The sequence below is a fragment of the Ruegeria sp. CK2 genome, from assembly GCF_056536585.1.
In genome coordinates, this window is sequence record NZ_JBQFPW010000022.1 from 26,513 (window position 1) to 43,971 (window position 17,459).

Consider the following 17,459-nt stretch of genomic DNA (forward strand, 5'->3'; position numbering starts at 1 on the left):
ACAATCAGAGGAGAGACCCGATGCTCTCGATCTTTGCCAGAACTTTCATGAACGCCACCCGAATGCTTGAGCCGGATGACAACCACGCGCGTCGCGAAGAAACCCCACAAAGACGTTGGCTGCCGGACGCGCATTGGTGGAAAGAAGACACCCACGGCGGCAAAGCTCCACGCCATTGACGGTGGGGCCGTCACGCGTCTGGACCGGATCCGGTCGGAGATGTAGTCTAAAAAAGTAGCACCGGCTGTTCTGGAAACGCGCGAACAGATGGAACAGCCGGTGCCCTAACCTCTGGGCGGTGGACCGCCCGGAGGTATTCTTTATCCGTTACTGGCCGCCACCCAATTGGTGAACATAAGCCGACACAGCGCGGATTTGTGCCTCGGTCAATCGGGTATCCCAGGGCGGCATAATGCCGAAGCGGCTGTACTTGACCGTTTCGGTCAATGCCTCTTCGCTGCCGCCATAAAGCCAGATCGCGTCTGTCAGGTTCGGTGCGCCCTGGATGACATCACCGGCGCCATCTTCTCCGTGACAGGCGGAACAATTGTCTTCAAAGACCACCTTGCCCGCCTGTGCAGCCGCATCATCGCTTTGGGCATTTGTCAGCGACATCACGTATTGCACCACCTGAGTGATCTCTTCCGGCTCCAGTATCTCGCCAAAAGCGGGCATTTCGGAATACCGTGTGTCGTCGCTTTCCTCGCTACGGATGCCATAGCTCACGGTGGTTACGATGTCATCCAGCGTACCGCCCCAAAGCCACGCGTCATCCAACAGGTTCGGAAAGCCCGTCGCGCCTTGCGCGCCTGAACCATGGCACTGTGCGCACCATGTGCGAAATACGGCACCGCCCGCGTTCACAGCGTATTGTTGCAGCTCTGCATCCCTGGCGATGTCATCCAATGGGGTTTCGACCAACTTGGCATTCCACGGCGCATTTGCCTCTTCAAAGGCGACCATTTCCTGCTGCACCAGTTCACGCGAGGACCAACCCAGAACACCTGCAGTCGCGGACTGCACCAAAGGCCATGCGGGATACATGATCGTGTAGATGACGGCCCAGATGATGGTGACATAGAAGGTCCACAACCACCAGCGTGGCATTGGGTTATCGAATTCCTCGATCCCGTCCCAGGTGTGGCCAGTGGTGTTCGGATCACCCGGCTGTTTTTCAGGTGTCTTGCTCATTTACTCGCCTCCTTGGATTCGGCGGGTTTGTCGCCCGTGCGGGGCGCAGCTTCATCGTCGCCCCGAAGGGGCGCTGGCGCATCAGCGTGCCGGAACGGGATGTTGGCGGTGTCCTTGTATTCTTTGCTTGCACCGGGGCGGAAAACCCAAATGACGATGCCAATGAAAAAGACGAACAACAAAAGCAACATCCAGCTGTCCGCGAACTGCCTAAGGATCGTGTATTCTTCCATCGCACCCTCCTTTAACGGTTTGCATCTGGGTTGAAGGTCGAGAAGTCGACCAATGTACCCAGCATCTGCAGGTAAGCGATCAGTGCATCGGCTTCGGTCAGCTCGGGCTGGCCATCAAAGTTCCGAACATTGACCTTTTCGCCATAGCGCTCCAACAGGCCGTCATAGTCGCTGTCTGGGTCGGCCTGCGCGCGGAAATCCAGCACGGCATTCTCGAGCATTTCATCGGTGTAAGGTGTCCCGACCAGAGCGTTCGCAGCCATGACGTCGCCGATGTATCTGCCGTCAATCCTGCGGTTTTCGAGGAAGCCGTATTTGGGCATCACCGATTCCGGCACTACGGATTGCGCATCGCGCAGGTGGTCCACATGCCACTGATCCGAGTAGCGGCCACCGACTCGTGCCAGGTCTGGCCCGGTGCGTTTCGATCCCCACTGGAACGGATGGTCATACATCGATTCAGCCGCCAGCGAATAGTGGCCATAGCGTTCGACCTCATCCCGCATCGGACGGATCATTTGGCTGTGGCAGACATAGCAGCCTTCGCGGATGTAAATGTCACGCCCTGCCATTTCGAGAGGGGTGTAAGGGCGCATGCCCTCCACCTTCTCGATTGTGTTCTCAAGATAGAACAACGGGGTGATCTGCACGATGCCACCGATGGTTACGACCAAAAAGCTGAAGATCAGCAGGAGGGTCGCGTTGGTCTCGAGGATCTTATGTTTGTCGAGAATTGCCATAGCTCCGGCCCTCCTATTCAGCCGGGACCGCGACGGTCAGGCTGGCCTCTTTGGCCGGCGCTTTCCGTACAGTCATCCACAGGTTGTAGCACATGATCACCGAGCCAGCGAGGAACAGAACCCCACCCAGACCGCGGACCACATACATCGGGAACTTGGCCGCGACGGTGTCGGCGAACGAGTTCACCAGGAAGCCGTTGGCATCCACTTCACGCCACATCAGGCCTTCCATGATACCGGTGACCCACATCGACGCGGCATACAGAACGATGCCAATGGTCGCGAGCCAGAAGTGCCAGCTGACCATCTGTAGCGAGTACAGACGCTCACGCTTCCACAGGACAGGCACGAGGAAGTACAGCGCACCAAAGGTGATCATGCCATTCCAGCCCAGCGCACCCGAATGCACGTGACCAATGGTCCAGTCCGTATAGTGGCTCAGCGAGTTGACCGCGCGGATCGACATCATCGGACCCTCAAAAGTGGACATGCCGTAGAAGCCCACCGAGATGACCATCATGCGGATGATCGGGTCCGTGCGCAGTTTGTCCCATGCACCCGACAGGGTCATCAGACCGTTGATCATACCCCCCCAGGACGGCATCCACAGAACAATCGAGAACACCATGCCCAGCGTCGAAGCCCAGTCAGGCAGCGCGGTATAATGCAGGTGGTGCGGACCGGCCCAGATATACAGGAAGATCAATGCCCAGAAGTGGATGATCGACAGCTTGTAGCTGAACACCGGACGTTCGGCCTGCTTCGGGATGAAATAGTACATCATCCCAAGGAAGCCCGCAGTCAGGAAAAAGCCCACTGCGTTGTGGCCGTACCACCACTGGATCATGGCATCTTGCACACCCGACCAGACGATAACGGATTTCGAACCCCAGATGCTGACAGGGACGGTCATGTTGTTGACCAGATGCAGCATCGCGACGGTGACGATAAAGGCCAGATAGAACCAGTTTGCCACGTAGATGTGGGGCTCTTTCCGCTTGACGATCGTGCCCAGATAGACGGCCAGGTAAGCCACCCAGACGACAGTCAGCCACAGATCTACATACCATTCAGGCTCGGCATATTCCTTGGATTGGGTCCCGCCCAATACATAACCGGTCGCAGCCAGAACAATGAACAGCTGGTATCCCCAGAACACAAACCACGCGAGGTTGCCGCCCCAAAGGCGCGCTGCACTGGTCCGCTGAACCACATAAAACGAGGTGGCGATCAGTGCATTGCCGCCAAAGGCAAAAATCACGGCCGAAGTGTGCAGGGGCCGCAGGCGTCCAAAATTCAGGTACCCCTGCGCCCATTCAAAGTTTAGCTCAGGAAAAGCCAGCTGAAACGCGATGAAAGTTCCGGCAAGGAACCCAACCACACCCCAAAAGGCCGTCGCGATCACGCCGTAACGTATCACGTCATCCATGTACTCTGACGAGCGGTCAACAAGGATATCTGGCTCATCGGTGTTGCGCAGCGTCCAGATGAACAGTCCACCGGCAATCAACATCACCAGTACCGCATGCACCTGATACGCCAAATCCCGTGCGTAGTTGGTCCCGATCGCTGCGAACAGCACGACCAGCCCAAGCACGATCAGCTTGATGTAATTCGACATTTTGCGTCCCTTTGAATTGCCTCACACGATTCCGATTCCCTCGCCGCGCAAGACCCTTTTGTCTGGTTGCTGTTTTGTCGGACAGCGACCAATGCTGCTTTGATCTGTGTCAAGACAATAGCCCGAAATCTATGACACGCATAAGCTGATGGATGGGTTACCTGGTCGCATGGGACCAAATGCTCAAAATATGAGGTCGATATGGGCTACAAATCTCTTCTCACAGTTATGACCGAAACAAAGACAGCTCAGGCAGCATTGGCTCAGCTGGCGGCATTGGCCGAAGCACAGGATGCCCACGCCGAAGCGCTATGCCTGGGCGTGGATCGCAGTCAGACCGGTTATTACTATGCTGGCGCCAACGCTTTGATCCTTCAGGAAACGCTAAGCCGTGCCAACGCCGAAGCGGATGAGGTGCTGAATTTCGCCAAGGATTTTCTGGGAAAAACCGGTATTCGCTGGTCTGCTGAAAACGGCGTTGCGCAAATTGCGGATATCGGGCGCCATGTGGCACATAGGGCACGGTTCTCAGATCTGGTGGTCCTTCCCCATCCCTATGGTGAGGATCGGGGTGCCGAGGCGGAGCCGATAATCGAAGCGGCCATGTTCGAAGGTCACGCGCCTGTTCTGGTGGTTCCTAACGACGCCGAGCCGTTTTCTGTGCCGCGCAAAGTGATGATTGCCTGGAACGAGAGCGTCGAAGCCATGCGAGCCATTCGCCGCGCCTTGCCCTTCCTCAAACACGCTGACTTGGCGCATATCGTGGTGATCGACCCTCCGCGCCATGGCCCGGATCGGTCCGATCCCGGTGGACTGTTATCCCAGATGCTGGCGCGGCACGGCGTGAAATGCGAGATCGAAGTGCTCAGCAAAACCATGACCCGAGTGTCCGACATTCTGAACCGTCACGCGTTAGACACCGAATCGGATTTGATCATCATGGGGGCTTATGGCCATTCGCGATTCCGCGAGGCCATTCTGGGCGGCGCAACGCGCAATATGCTGGAACAGTCGGTGGTGCCGGTCTTCCTCGCCCACTGATCTGAGAAATTCAACAAGCCGCCCGACAAGGCGGCTTGTCTATCAGCGTCGTATCAATCCGATCAGGAACAGCAAGATCACGGCTCCGACCGTGGCAAACAGTATCGACGAGATCAAGCCGCCGCCCACAGCGAACCCAAGTGCCGGGAAAATCAAACCCGCAAGAAAGGCCCCGACGATCCCGACAATTATGTTTCCGATCAGGCCAAAACCCCGGCCCTCCATGATCTTGCCCGACAGCCAACCGGCGATTGCACCGATCAAAATCATGGCCAATAGGCTACTGAATGTCATGCGCTGCTCCTGATATTCGTTTCATCCGGACCAGTAGATCACGGCTGCAGTTCGAGGTCACGCAGGAACGTGATCACACCAAAAAACCACCATCTGAATCGTCGCCAGCTTCATCCATCAACCGCGCCATATCCGGGATCGTGACGTGCCGCTTGCCTTCCAGCAAAATCACACTGTCCCGTTTCAAAGCTGATATCTGTCTGCTTACCGTTTCAAGAGTCAGGCCAAGATAGTCTGCCATTGCCTCACGCGTCAGCGGTAGGTCGAACACAATTGGCCCAGACTGAGCCTTCTGGCTGACCGACGCATCCCGGCGCGCTATGATCGACAAAAGGCTGGCGATTTTCTCACGCGCGGTTTTGCGCCCCAGCACGAGCATCCATTCGCGGGCTGCATCCAATTCATCCAGCGTCATCTGCAACAGACGGTGCGCAATATGAGGTGTCGAGTTCATCAGGTCTTCGAACGGCTTTTTACGAAAACAGCACATCACAACGTCAGTTGTTGCCTGCACATCGTAAGGGGCCGTCTCGCGGCCAGGACGACCGACAAAATCGCTTGGCAACAGCAAGCCCACCATCTGCGTTCGGCCGTCTTCCATGGTCTGTGTCAACGACGCAATGCCCGACACGACAGACCCAACAAAGCTCATCTGATCCCCTGACCAGATGATTGTCTGCCCGGCCTCAAAGCTTCGGTAATACTTGATGCCCTCAAGTTCTTCGAGCTCATCAGTATCACAATGCGCGCACACAGCCCGATGCCGAATCGGGCACCCCTCGCAATTGGTGTGGTCAAATTGGGCCTTCACGGTCATGCGCGTTTCCACTTGATCTCTGTCAAAGTCGCTAAGTCGTATCTCACCTAAGGGTATCGATATGATAGTGAAACCACAATTGGCAAAGCTTGGACTATTTGACGCGAAAGTCCCGCGTTACACAAGCTATCCCACCGCCCCGCATTTCAACAATGACTTGGGGGCGGGTCGTTTTGGCGACTGGATTTCGGGGATTAAACCGGGCAGCGAGATCTCACTGTATATCCACGTTCCATTCTGCCGCAGGCTGTGCTGGTTCTGTGCCTGCAGGACGCAGGGAACACAAACAGACAATCCAGTGATCGCCTATGTGGATGTTCTAAAAGCAGAACTGGACCTGCTAGCCGAGCGCTTGCCAGACGGTGTGGTCCTGTCGCGCCTGCACTGGGGTGGCGGCACCCCGACGTTGCTAAACCCGGGATTGATGCGCGATCTGGCACAGCACATTCTGGGCATCGTACCAATGGGTCCAAACGCAGAATTCTCGGTCGAAATTGATCCGAATGAAATTGACAACGCGCGACTGGACGCGCTGGCCGGCGCGGGAATGAACCGTGCGTCGATTGGCGTTCAGGATTTCGATGATGAGATTCAGAAGACCATCGGACGCGTCCAAAGCTACGACACCACACGTGACGCGATCGATATGATCCGAGCCCGAGGTATCAGCAGCCTGAACGCCGATATTCTGTATGGCCTGCCGCACCAAACCAAAACGCGAATGACGGAAAGCGTGCAAAAGCTGCTGTCGCTCAGCCCCGATCGGGTTGCGCTTTATGGATACGCGCATGTGCCCTGGATGGCGAAGCGGCAACAGATGATCCCGTCTGATGCGCTTCCCACACCTGAACAAAGGCTGGAGTTGTTCGATACCGCGCGGCGGCTGTTTATGTGGGACAACTACGCCGAAATCGGAATTGATCACTTTGCCACAAATGACGATGGCCTGACCCACGCTTTGCGTGCGGGTCGTTTGAAACGCAATTTTCAAGGTTATACCGACGATCAGGCCGAAGTTTTGATCGGGATTGGGGCCAGCTCAATCTCTCGCTTCCCGCAAGGATACGCACAGAATGCTCCGGCGACGTCTGCCCACACGAAAGCAATCCGCAACGGTCAGTTTTCGACCTCGCGCGGCCATCTGTTCGAAGGTGAGGACGTTTTGCGCGCGCGTTTGATCGAGGCTCTGATGTGCGATTTCCAGATCGACACAGCCGAGATCCTTCGGGACCACGATATCTCCGCTGCCGAGTTACACGGTATGTATAGCGCCGCGAACGCGACCTTTGATGGACTGTTGCGCATTGACGAGGACGGGCTGTTCGTTCCGCCCGAGGCGCGCCCGTTGACCAGGATGATCGCCCGCAGCTTTGATGCTTATGATCTCAGCAAAGCCGGGCACAGCTCGGCGATCTGACCAGAATTGGGCGGGCCGATATCGGCCACTCTGCAGCATTCCTGAACCGGGGCTTGACGTACGCCCTGGCTTTTCTCCACACTAAAGACCTGGGGAAACTGACCACCCCACAGCCTGAGGCAGGCTAGATTACAGGCGATCCATGCCGACGCTGACGCGCTCGACAACTCCTTTCGTGCATCCATTCTGCAACCTGAAAGAGGGACAGCACCTATGCGCGTTTTTACCGTCCTCGGGCCCAGTCAATCGGGCAAGTCTACACTGGTCGAGGCCATCAGCCGCCTCGATGGCCGGCCCGCCACGTTCGACGTATCCGGAACCGTGCACCTGCACGGTTTTTCTTATTTGGACGAGCCGTGGTGCGCGGTTGACGTGGATGGTGGTGGCGATGCGCTGGCGTATGTCGGCCCGGCCATGGCGATCTCGGACGCAGCCGTCATTGTGGTTCCACCCGACCCCGATGCCGCCGTTTTATGTGCCCCTTATCTGCGCCTGGTCGAAGAAGCCGGTATTCCCTGTTTCTTGTTCATCAACCGGATGGACAGCCCAAATGGACGAATCCGCGACATCATCGCGGCACTGCAAACCTATTGCAGCCACCATATCACGCTTCGTCAGGTGCCGATCCGTGACGGCGGTACGATCATAGGTGCTGTCGATCTGATCTCGGAACGGGCCTGGAAGTATCAGGAGGGGCAACCCTCGGCCCTGATCGAGCTGCCGCAATCCGTGGAAGACCGCGAACAGGAAGCCCGTACCGAGTTGCTCGAAACCCTGTCGGATTACGACGACCATTTGTTAGAGCAACTGATCGAAGACAAGCAGCCGCCCAGCGCCGAAATCTACGACCTTGCCGCACAAGTGTTGCAAAGCCACCAACTGATTCCAGCCTGTCTGGGCGCGGCCAGCCACGGCAATGGTCTGACCCGGCTGATGAAAGCACTACGGCATGAAGCCCCGGAGTTTGACATCGCAGCAGGCCGGGATGAGGCGGCGGACAGTGCCCGCGCTATTGCGGGTTTCGCGGATGTCAAAAAGCACATCGGCAAGATCGTCGTGCTGCGTGGTCTGGGTGATGGTGTAAAAGCGCATGAAGCTTTGGGCGGGGAGACAGTCGGCAGTCTGACCACGTTGGATGCCAAAACCCAGATCAGCGCTTTGGGGGCTGGACAGATCGGGTTGGCGGTGAAATCCGATCACCTCAACCCCGGCTTTCTTTATGACAGCACTTCGGCCACGCCACTCCCGGAATGGGCAGAACCCCACCCGGCTGGGCATCGGCAAGTGGTATCCCCGGCGCATGAGCGTGATGATGTACGTCTTTCAAATGCCTTGACCCGGATGGTCGAGATTGATCCGGGCCTGCATATGGAACAGGACGAATTGAGCGGACACGCGGTTCTTGGTTCGCAGGGCCCTCAGCATATGCGCCGGGTGACAGCCAAATTGGCCGAGGATTTTGGCATCGAAATCCAAGCCGACCCGGTGGAAACCGCGTATCGTGAAACCATCAAATCGACCGTCGAACACCGGCAGCGACATCGCAAGCAATCTGGTGGTGCTGGGCAATTTGCGGATGTCGTCATCTCGGTTGCACCAATGCCGCGCGGTTCAGGGTTCCAGTTCGAAGAAGTTGTAAAAGGTGGTTCGGTCCCCAAGAACTATATCCCGTCCGTCGAACATGGCGCCAAAGACGCGTTGGTTCAGGGTCCAGAAGGATTTCCGGTGGTCGATGTGAAGGTCACACTGAGCGATGGCAAACACCACAACGTCGACAGCTCGGACTACGCCTTCCGAACAGCGGGTAAAATCGCCGTGCGCGAGGCTTTGCCGCAAGCCAAACCCGTGGTCCTGCAACCGATCCTGAACGCAGAAATCCACCTGCCATCAGATTTCGTGGGCGATCTCGTTCCGACAATCAGCACGTTGCAAGGGCAAATCCTGGGGTTTGAGGGCAACCCAAATGCCGCAGGCTGGGAGGTATTTAACGCCATGTTGCCGGCAGTGGCCGAAGATGAACTGCACCGAACGCTCGCCAGTGCCACCCGAGGCACCGGTTGGGTGAAGCTGAGCTTTGACCATTACGAAGAACTGCGCGGGCCGGTGCCCAAAACAGCAACACGGGAAACAGCCAACGCCTGACGGGAGAATCGGTGGGTTATCAGCCCGCCGCCGCAATCAGTTCGCGGGTGTAGTCGGTCTGGGCGTTTTCAAACAGGTCTTCGGCGGCGCCCATTTCGATCACGTCGCCATTTCGCATAACGATGACGTTGTGCGACATCGCCCGCACGACCTTCAGATCATGGCTGATGAACAAATAGGCCAGCCCGTATTTTCGCTGTAACTCGCGCAGCAGATCGACAATTTGAACCTGCACCGTCATGTCGAGCGCGCTGGTGGGTTCGTCCAACACCAGAAGTTTAGGCCGCAGAACCATGGCGCGTGCAATCGCGATACGCTGGCGTTGCCCGCCAGAAAACTCATGTGGATATCGGTCCATCGAGGCCGGATCCAAACCAACTTCGGTCATTACTTCGGCCACCAAATCGCGCGGGGCCCGGTGCGGATCGACGTTGTGAATGGCCAATCCTTCAGCAATGATCTGCTGGCAGGTCATACGCGGGCTGAGGCTGCCGAACGGATCCTGGAACACGATCTGCATGTCCTTGCGCAGCCGCCGCAGCTCGCGCGTGGACCAGCGGCGTACATCCTGATCGCGATAGGTGATTCCACCTTCGGAAGCGATCAGCCGCATGATCGCCAACGCGAGTGTTGTCTTACCCGAGCCGCTTTCGCCGACAATACCCAGGGTCTCGCCTGCGCGTACACTCAGCGTCGCATCGTTGACGGCTTTTACGTAGCCAACTGTGCGTTTCAGAAATCCACGTTGGATCGGGAACCAGATTTTCAGATGATCAGTTTGTGCAACCACTTCAGCGTCGGTGGGCACGGGATCTGGCGAACCGGATGGTTCGGCCGCAAGCAGCTTGCGGGTATACGGATGCTGCGGGTCATCAAAGATCTCGACAGTCGGACCAGTTTCGACGATCTCACCGTCTTTCATCACACAGACCCGATCCGCGATCCGCCGGACAATGCCAAGATCATGGGTAATGAATAACATCCCCATGTTTTCCGACTTCTGTAGGTCGGCCAGCAATTCCAGAATCTGCGCCTGAATGGTCACGTCCAACGCGGTCGTGGGTTCATCGGCAATCAGGATGTCGGGTTTGTTGGCCAGTGCCATAGCGATCATGACCCGCTGCCGTTGCCCGCCAGACAGTTGGTGCGGATAGCTGTCCAACCGATCCTGTGGGTCACGTATACCCACTTTGATCATCAGCTCAATAATCCGGTCTCGTGCCTCATCCCCGGTCAGACCCTGATGCAGCGCCAACGATTCCGCCATCTGCTTCTGGATCGTGTGCAGCGGGTTGAGCGAGGTCATCGGTTCTTGAAAGATAAAGCTGATGTCATTGCCACGCACATCCATCAAACGCTGATCCGAGGCGCCGATCATTTCCTGGCCATCATATTTGACCGAGCCCTCGACAATCGCGCTGTCGCCCAACAGGGACACGGTGGACAGCGCTGTCACGGATTTTCCGGAACCGGATTCGCCGACCAAAGCGACGGTTTCACCGCGATCAACAGTGAATGAGACGCCTTTGACGGCTGCTGATATCTGACCGTCCTGCCGGAACGAGACCTTAAGGTTGTTCACATCCAGCAAGCTCATGAAAAGGTCTTTCTCGGATCAAATGCATCGCGGACGCCTTCAAAGATGAAGACCAGAAGCGACAGCATGATGGCAAAGGTGAAAAACGCAGTGAAGGCCAGCCAGGGGGCTTGCAGGTTCTGTTTCGCCTGTAGGGTCATTTCACCCAGGGACGGTGAAGAAGAGGGCAACCCGAAGCCAAGGAAGTCCAAAGAGGCCAAGCCTCCGATGGTGCCCGTCACGATGAACGGCATGAATGTCAGCGTCGCCACCATTGCGTTTGGCAGCATATGACGGAACATGATTGTCATGTTACCCACGCCAAGCGCCCGTGCCGCACGCACGTATTCAAGGTTTCGCGCGCGCAGGAATTCGGCCCGCACAACGCCCACCAGACCCGTCCATCCAAAAAGGATCATCAAGGCAACAAGCAGCCAGAAACTTCGCCCGAGAATGGCGAACATGATGATAATGACATACAGGGACGGCGTCGCCGACCATATCTCGATGATCCTCTGAAAGATCAGGTCAAGCCAGCCTCCGAAAAACCCCTGTATGGCCCCAGCGAAGATCCCAATCAAACTGGCCGCGCCGGTCACGATCAGCGTGAACAGGATCGATAGGCGGAACCCATAGATCACTCGGGCCAGCACATCCCGTTTGGTATCATCCGTGCCCAGCAGGTTTTGGCTATTGGGCGGGAGAGGGGCCGCTCCGGGGCGGTCCACGCTGGTGTTGAAAGAATACGGGATCAATGGCCAGATGGCCCAGCCACGTTCGAACCCGTCAACCTGCAATGTACCCGCATCAATCTGTTCGATGATGCCGTCAGGGTCGTCAAAGCATTGCTCGAGACCACCACTGTCAATCAGGCATCGGACCTCAGGGTCGCGATAGATCGCTTCGGTTTGGAAGTCGCCGCCAAAATCAGTCTCGGCGTAGAAGTTGAAGATGGGCGTGTAGAACTCACCGCGGTACTTCACCAGGATCGGTTTGTCATTCGCGATGAATTCGGCAAACAAAGACAAGCCAAAAAGCACCGAGAAAATGATCAGCGACCAAAAGGCCCGGCTATTGCGCCGAAAGCTACGCCAGCGTCGTTGGTTGAGAGGGGAAAGTGCCATTTAACCCTCTCGTTTCTCAAAATCGATGCGCGGATCGACAAGGACATACATCAAGTCACTGATGATACCGACAACCAGCCCCATCAAGCCAAAGATAAATAACGTACCAAATATGACTGGGTAGTCTCGCGCGACAGCGGCCTCGAAACCAAGACGGCCAAGACCATCGAGCGAGAAGATCGTTTCGATGATGATCGAACCACCAAAGAACACGCCGATGAACACCGCAGGAAAGCCCGCAATCACGATCAACATCGCGTTGCGGAAGACATGCCCGTACAGAACCTTGCTTTCGCTCAGCCCTTTGGCGCGCGCGGTCATAACATACTGTTTCTTGATCTCATCCAGAAACGAGTTCTTGGTCAGCAGGGTCAGCGTCGCAAAGGCCGAAATCGTCAGAGCGATGATCGGCAGAGCGATATGCCAGAAATAGTCTGTGATCTTGCCGAACAGGCTGAGGCTTTCCCAATTGTCCGAAGTCAGCCCTCGCAACGGAAATATCTGCCAATAAGATCCGCCCGCAAACAGCACAAGCAACAGGATTGCAAAAAGGAAGCCTGGAATGGCATAGGCGACGATGATGGCACCACTGGTCCAGGTATCAAACCGCGTGCCATCTTTGATGGCTTTGCGAATTCCAAGCGGGATCGACACCAGATAAGCGATCAATGTGGACCACAAGCCCAACGAGATGGAAACCGGCATCTTTTCCAGAACCAGATCGATAACACTGATCGAGCGGAAATAGCTCTGGCCGAAATCCAGCGTCAGATAGTTGCCCATCATGTTCAAAAACCGCTCGAGCGGCGGTTTATCGAAGCCGAATTCCTTTTCTAAGTCTTCGATGAACTCTTTTGGCAGACCACGCGCACCGATATACTCGCTGTCAGAGCCAAAGGTTTCTTCGGTTTGAGCATTATCCCCGCCGGCGAAGCCTGCAAAAACGTCGCCCTCACCTTGCATTTGGGCCAGTATTTGTTCGATTGGTCCACCTGGTACGAATTGCACCAGTGTGAAATTCACAATCATGATCCCAAGCAATGTCGGTATGACCAGCAGCAGCCGGCGAAGAATATACGCTCCCAAAGCTGGTTACCTCACCGCGCCTGCAGCTTTCAGTTTCTGGTATTTCTCTTCATTGAACCACCAGAAATCAAACTGCCCGACAGCCAGCGGCGGCAGTTCCTCGGGGTGTTCAAACATATCGTAGTAGGCGACCCAGGTGTCAGCCACATACCCAGTGGGCACCTGAATACGCAAATACCGCAGTACCCTGTCGAGCGACTTTAGGGCTGCAATCTCATCTTCGCGGGATTTCGTTTCCAGCGCTGCGTCGATGATCGCGTCCACAAGCGGCTCTTGCAATGATTGTGGGTTGTAGGATGACACCACCGCAGTCTCGGATCCATAAAACTGCTTCAATCCCGTCCCGGCCTCTAGGAAGGACTGGTTGCGGAAAAAGATCATGTCGAAGTCTTTGTCGTAATACCTTTGTATCCACTGAGCGCTGTCGATTTTCTCAACATTCACAGCGACGCCAAAGCTCTCCAGGTTAGCTGCATACGTCGTTACGATGGCTTCCGCCGTATCGGAAGTAGACGCCGAGAGCATAATCGTGATTTTCATCGGATTGCCTTCGGCATCCTGAAGCTTGCCACCCGCCGACACCGTCCAGCCTGCCTCTGACAAAAGCCTCAGCGCCGTTCGCTTGTTGGCGCGATCTACCGTTCGGTTTCCTTTCGAACTGTGGGCGCGAACGGCTTCCTGCGTAAAGATCTCTTCTGGAACCAAATCACCCAATGAATTCAGGAAAGCTGTTTCCTGCTCCGTCGGCAAGCCATCGGCTGCAACTTCAGAGTTTTCCGCGAAGGAATGGCGCTGTTCGGTCAGACCGTATTGAAGCGACTCCGATGTCCACTCAAAATTATAGGCCAACCCAAGCGCCTCACGGACCTTTATGTCTTTGAATGGCTCGCGCTGCATGTTGAAAATGAAACCCTGCGGAGACGGTGGCACCATTACTGGGATGCTATCGCGTTTAACATAGCCCTTTTCTACTGCGGGGAAATCATAGCCTGTCGCCCACTTCTTGGTGCTGCCTTCGGCTCGAAACGTATAGATTCCGGCCTTGAAAGCTTCGAATTCGGCGGCGTCATCCGCAAAGTATTCAACCCGCACTGTTTCAAAGTTGTGTCGGCCCACGTTGATCGGCAGATGCCAACCCCAATAGTCTGGATTGCGGCGGTAGACGATGTATCGATTGAGCTCATAGTCATCGAGGACATAAGGGCCGCTCCCCATGGGGGTCTGCAAACTTTGCTTATCCAGTCGTTCACCTGTTTCTGCGTACCACGCCTTGGAAAACACTGGCGTGCCACCAACCTGCGAGATCAAAGACCGGCGCGATATTCCATCTACGAAGTTGAATTTGATCGTGTGGTCATCAATGATCTCATACCCTTCGATGCGCTGGCTGACGCCACGCGCATAGCTGCGAATACCCTGTTCTAGAAACAGATCATGGGTGAACGCAGCATCATGCGCTGTCAGTGGTGTACCATCGGCAAAGCGCGCCTCGGGTCGCATATAGAAAATACACCAATCCTTGGTGCTCGGGTATTCAACGGATTCCGCCAGCAAACCATAGGCTTCGGTAATGGAATCCGCCGGTGAGGCAGACCCGAACGGACTGCTGCCGAACATGCTTTCAGCAATCAGGCCAGAATAAAGGCCCGCTTTACCTTGCCAGTTAAAGCGGTTCATCCCATCAAACGTACCGCGTGAAGACACCGAGATTTGGCCCCCTATGGGAGCGCTCGGGTTCACATAGTCAAAATGTGGAAAATCTGCCGGATACTTAAGGTCACCAAAATAGGAGTACCCGTGCGCCTTAATAATGTCGCTACTTTCGCTCGCCGCCGCAAATGCGCCTCTTACGCTCGGCGTCAATGCTGCAACGGCACTTCCGCCCAAAAGCTGCAGTGCAGTCCGCCGCTGCATACCGCCCTGTACCGGTTTCTTGCGTCTAACTGTCATGCCCGCGTCTCCTACACCCCTTGGAACGTCTTAATGCGCCTAAACCTAGCTAAAGGTCCAGTGATTACAGTAGCAAGTTTAGAACGCGTGAGCGCTTTGTGAAGATTTCTTAAGACAAAAAAGCCGCTGCAAGGGGCAGCGGCTTTGAAATTCTTCAATCTTCAGCAAGCAATCAGTTGCCGATTGTCTGCAGGTAAGCGATCAGATCAGCGCGTTCCTGAGGTTTTTTCAGGCCAGCAAAGCTCATCGATGTTCCGGAGATATAGGCGCTCGGGCGTTCCAGGAAGGCGTCCAGTGCTTCGGGCGTCCAGTTGCCACCGTGGGCCTGCATTGACGCAGAATAACCGGTAAAGCCCTTGGCCGAAGCGACAGGGCGGTCAACGATCGCATACAGGTAAGGACCAGTGCCGTTTGCGCCATCTTCCAGCTTGTGGCAGGCGGTGCACTTGCGGAATACTCTCGCCCCCTTCTCAGGGTCAGCGGCAGCCAGCATGTCCTCAAAAACTACTTCTTCGCCGTCAGCGCTTTCGCCAGAGCTTTCGGTTTCGATAATGTATGCGGCCTCAGAATCGCCGTGGCCACCACCTGCATAATAGAGGATATCCGCCCCCCATTTGGCCAGAAGCAGCACCAGGAAAGTGCCAAACAGGCCTGCCGCGGCCTTGGTAACTGTCATCGTGTCGAACATTGATCGCGTGTCCATTTCAGCTGTCTGCGCAGGTGTCTAAGGCTTCCCCTAACGAGAGGCAAGGTATAGACACCGCGACTAAACGCCCAATTTGCCAACTTGTTGCACGGAATCGACCTAATGACCAATCGCATCGCATTTCAAGGGGAACCCGGCGCCTATAGCCACGAGGCCTGCCGCAACGCGCGCCCGGATATGGAGGCCCTGCCCTGCCGAACTTTCGAAGATGTGATCGAATCGGTTCGCGCGGGTAAGGCCGATTTGGCGATGTTGCCGGTTGAAAACACGACCTATGGGCGCGTGGCCGATATTCATCGGCTTTTGCCCCATAGCGGGCTGCATATCATTGATGAGGCTTTCGTCCGGGTTCATATCAACCTTCTGGGTGTTCCCGGGGCCAAGCTAGAGGACATTACCGAGGCTCATTCCCATCTTGTGCTGCTGCCACAATGTGCGACTTTCCTAAAAAAGCACGGTATCCGCGGTCGTGTCAGTCCCGACAACGCCCGAGCGGCTCGGGAAGTTGCTGATGTCGGTGACGTCCATTCTGCTGCCCTGGCCAGCGAGCTGGCCGGAGAAATCTATGGCCTGAATATATTGGCCCGCAATATTGAAGACCACGGCGACAATACAACCCGTTTTCTTGTCATGTCCCGACAGGCCGACCAGTCGCGTAGGGGCGAACACGGCATGATCACCAGTTTCGTGTTTCAGGTCCGCAACATCCCTGCGGCGCTCTACAAAGCGATGGGTGGATTTGCCACCAATGGTATCAACATGACAAAGCTGGAAAGCTATATGGTCGACGGCTCATTCACGGCGACGCAGTTCTACGCCGACATCGTGGGTCACCCCGAGGATCAAAATGTGCAGCTTGCCATGGACGAGCTACAGCACTTTACGACCAATGTGGAAATCCTGGGCGTTTATCCTGCTACACAACCACGCGGCTAAACGCTGTCCACAATTACTCATGGCTGAATTCTGACCGTCGCTCACCGCTGCGCCACGCGGTCAGAATCCTGTCCACATTGGCTGCAACATCTTCGGTTGCGTTGACCTCCAGGTCATATACCCTGCCCTCATGGATACGTTCCTGGTCCCGCGCAGCACTTCCAAAGGGTCTGTCACCACGCAGGCGTTCTCGCTTGATCAGAACCGAAATCGGGCATTGCACAGCAACAAACAGAGCATCATGCGACTCCAGACGCGTTTTAAGGTCTTCCGCCCATCCCGGTGTGTCGAGTATGTGTTCAAGGATCAGGTTGTTACCCGCATCGGCATACGCTGAAACAGACCTGTGGAACCCGTCAAAAATCGCAGACCTGTCTGAAGGCCAATCAAAGTCCTCTGCCCTATACCGTGCCATCGGCAAAACACCGGCATCGCTTAAATGGTCGATGGATACATGCCAGAACGGTACTTCGATCTGTTGCTGTAAGGCGCGGGCAATCGTGCTTTTGCCGCTGCTGGACGCACCGTGGAGGAATATGATCTGCGACACAACTGACCCCGCTTGCTGAAACTAGGTCCCTCGAC

The 17,459-nt window shown here is 55.9% G+C and carries 17 protein-coding genes; 5 read left to right on the plus strand and 12 right to left on the minus strand.

The features are described from left to right. Nucleotides 1-20 precede the first annotated feature (20 nt). A complete protein-coding gene (locus ACR0BU_RS22845) occupies nucleotides 21-179 on the plus strand; it encodes a hypothetical protein (protein WP_480739193.1) in 159 nt (52 codons plus the stop codon). Nucleotides 180-327: 148 nt separating this feature from the next. Here the strand turns inward: ACR0BU_RS22845 and ccoP are convergent, their stop codons facing one another. Genes ccoP through ccoN form a run of 4 tightly spaced genes read right to left on the minus strand, consistent with a single transcriptional unit; the run spans nucleotide 328 to nucleotide 3,785 of the window. Continuing rightward, complete coding sequence (gene ccoP, locus ACR0BU_RS22850; protein ID WP_298937801.1) at nucleotides 328-1,191, minus strand: cytochrome-c oxidase, cbb3-type subunit III; 864 nt, start codon at nucleotides 1,189-1,191, stop codon at nucleotides 328-330. Next, the gene (locus ACR0BU_RS22855) at nucleotides 1,188-1,424 is read right to left on the minus strand and encodes a cbb3-type cytochrome c oxidase subunit 3 (protein ID WP_298937800.1); all 237 of its coding nucleotides are present in this window, start codon (nucleotides 1,422-1,424) and stop codon (nucleotides 1,188-1,190) included. The genes ccoP and ACR0BU_RS22855 overlap by 4 nt, the downstream gene beginning before the upstream one ends. 11 nt (nucleotides 1,425-1,435) lie before the next feature. After that, entirely contained in the window at nucleotides 1,436-2,164 is a 729-nt protein-coding gene (gene ccoO / locus ACR0BU_RS22860; protein WP_480739192.1) for a cytochrome-c oxidase, cbb3-type subunit II, read from the minus strand. Nucleotides 2,165-2,177: 13 nt separating this feature from the next. Continuing rightward, complete coding sequence (gene ccoN / locus ACR0BU_RS22865) at nucleotides 2,178-3,785, minus strand: cytochrome-c oxidase, cbb3-type subunit I (protein WP_299892805.1); 1,608 nt, start codon at nucleotides 3,783-3,785, stop codon at nucleotides 2,178-2,180. Nucleotides 3,786-3,986: 201 nt separating this feature from the next. On the opposite strand from ccoN, the gene ACR0BU_RS22870 reads away from it, so the two are divergent. Next, a complete protein-coding gene (locus ACR0BU_RS22870) occupies nucleotides 3,987-4,826 on the plus strand; it encodes a universal stress protein (RefSeq protein ID WP_300072704.1) in 840 nt (279 codons plus the stop codon). Nucleotides 4,827-4,868: 42 nt separating this feature from the next. On the opposite strand, the gene ACR0BU_RS22875 is transcribed toward ACR0BU_RS22870, so the two are convergent. Beyond that, nucleotides 4,869-5,120, minus strand: a complete 252-nt coding sequence (locus ACR0BU_RS22875) for a GlsB/YeaQ/YmgE family stress response membrane protein (protein WP_298937796.1) — start codon at nucleotides 5,118-5,120, stop codon at nucleotides 4,869-4,871. Nucleotides 5,121-5,193: 73 nt separating this feature from the next. After that, nucleotides 5,194-5,937, minus strand: a complete 744-nt coding sequence (gene fnrL / locus ACR0BU_RS22880) for a transcriptional regulator FnrL (protein WP_298937795.1) — start codon at nucleotides 5,935-5,937, stop codon at nucleotides 5,194-5,196. A gap of 61 nt (nucleotides 5,938-5,998) precedes the next feature. Between fnrL and hemN the strand changes: the two genes are divergently transcribed. Continuing rightward, nucleotides 5,999-7,354, plus strand: a complete 1,356-nt coding sequence (gene hemN / locus ACR0BU_RS22885; protein ID WP_480739190.1) for an oxygen-independent coproporphyrinogen III oxidase — start codon at nucleotides 5,999-6,001, stop codon at nucleotides 7,352-7,354. Between the two features lie 213 nt (nucleotides 7,355-7,567). After that, on the plus strand, nucleotides 7,568-9,496 hold the full coding sequence (locus ACR0BU_RS22890) for an elongation factor G (protein WP_480739188.1): 1,929 nt from the start codon (nucleotides 7,568-7,570) through the stop codon (nucleotides 9,494-9,496). Nucleotides 9,497-9,515: 19 nt separating this feature from the next. Here the strand turns inward: ACR0BU_RS22890 and ACR0BU_RS22895 are convergent, their stop codons facing one another. The 5 genes from ACR0BU_RS22895 to ACR0BU_RS22915 form a co-directional block, all read right to left on the minus strand. Beyond that, nucleotides 9,516-11,093: an ABC transporter ATP-binding protein gene (locus ACR0BU_RS22895; RefSeq protein ID WP_480739187.1), complete on the minus strand. Its 1,578-nt coding sequence runs from the start codon at nucleotides 11,091-11,093 to the stop codon at nucleotides 9,516-9,518. Then, a complete protein-coding gene (locus ACR0BU_RS22900; protein ID WP_480739185.1) occupies nucleotides 11,090-12,196 on the minus strand; it encodes an ABC transporter permease in 1,107 nt (368 codons plus the stop codon). The genes ACR0BU_RS22895 and ACR0BU_RS22900 overlap by 4 nt, the downstream gene beginning before the upstream one ends. Next, entirely contained in the window at nucleotides 12,197-13,282 is a 1,086-nt protein-coding gene (locus tag ACR0BU_RS22905; protein ID WP_480739183.1) for a microcin C ABC transporter permease YejB, read from the minus strand. A gap of 6 nt (nucleotides 13,283-13,288) precedes the next feature. Beyond that, nucleotides 13,289-15,232 (minus strand): extracellular solute-binding protein, encoded by a 1,944-nt coding sequence (locus ACR0BU_RS22910; protein ID WP_480739182.1) that lies wholly within the window; start codon nucleotides 15,230-15,232, stop codon nucleotides 13,289-13,291. A gap of 172 nt (nucleotides 15,233-15,404) precedes the next feature. Further along, complete coding sequence (locus ACR0BU_RS22915; RefSeq protein ID WP_480739209.1) at nucleotides 15,405-15,920, minus strand: c-type cytochrome; 516 nt, start codon at nucleotides 15,918-15,920, stop codon at nucleotides 15,405-15,407. Between the two features lie 120 nt (nucleotides 15,921-16,040). Here ACR0BU_RS22915 and ACR0BU_RS22920 point away from each other — a divergent pair, with 120 nt between their 5' ends. After that, entirely contained in the window at nucleotides 16,041-16,874 is an 834-nt protein-coding gene (locus tag ACR0BU_RS22920; RefSeq protein WP_480739181.1) for a prephenate dehydratase, read from the plus strand. Nucleotides 16,875-16,887: 13 nt separating this feature from the next. Here ACR0BU_RS22920 and ACR0BU_RS22925 read toward each other — a convergent pair whose 3' ends face one another. After that, nucleotides 16,888-17,424 (minus strand): chloramphenicol phosphotransferase CPT family protein, encoded by a 537-nt coding sequence (locus ACR0BU_RS22925; protein ID WP_480739180.1) that lies wholly within the window; start codon nucleotides 17,422-17,424, stop codon nucleotides 16,888-16,890. Nucleotides 17,425-17,459 lie beyond the last annotated feature (35 nt).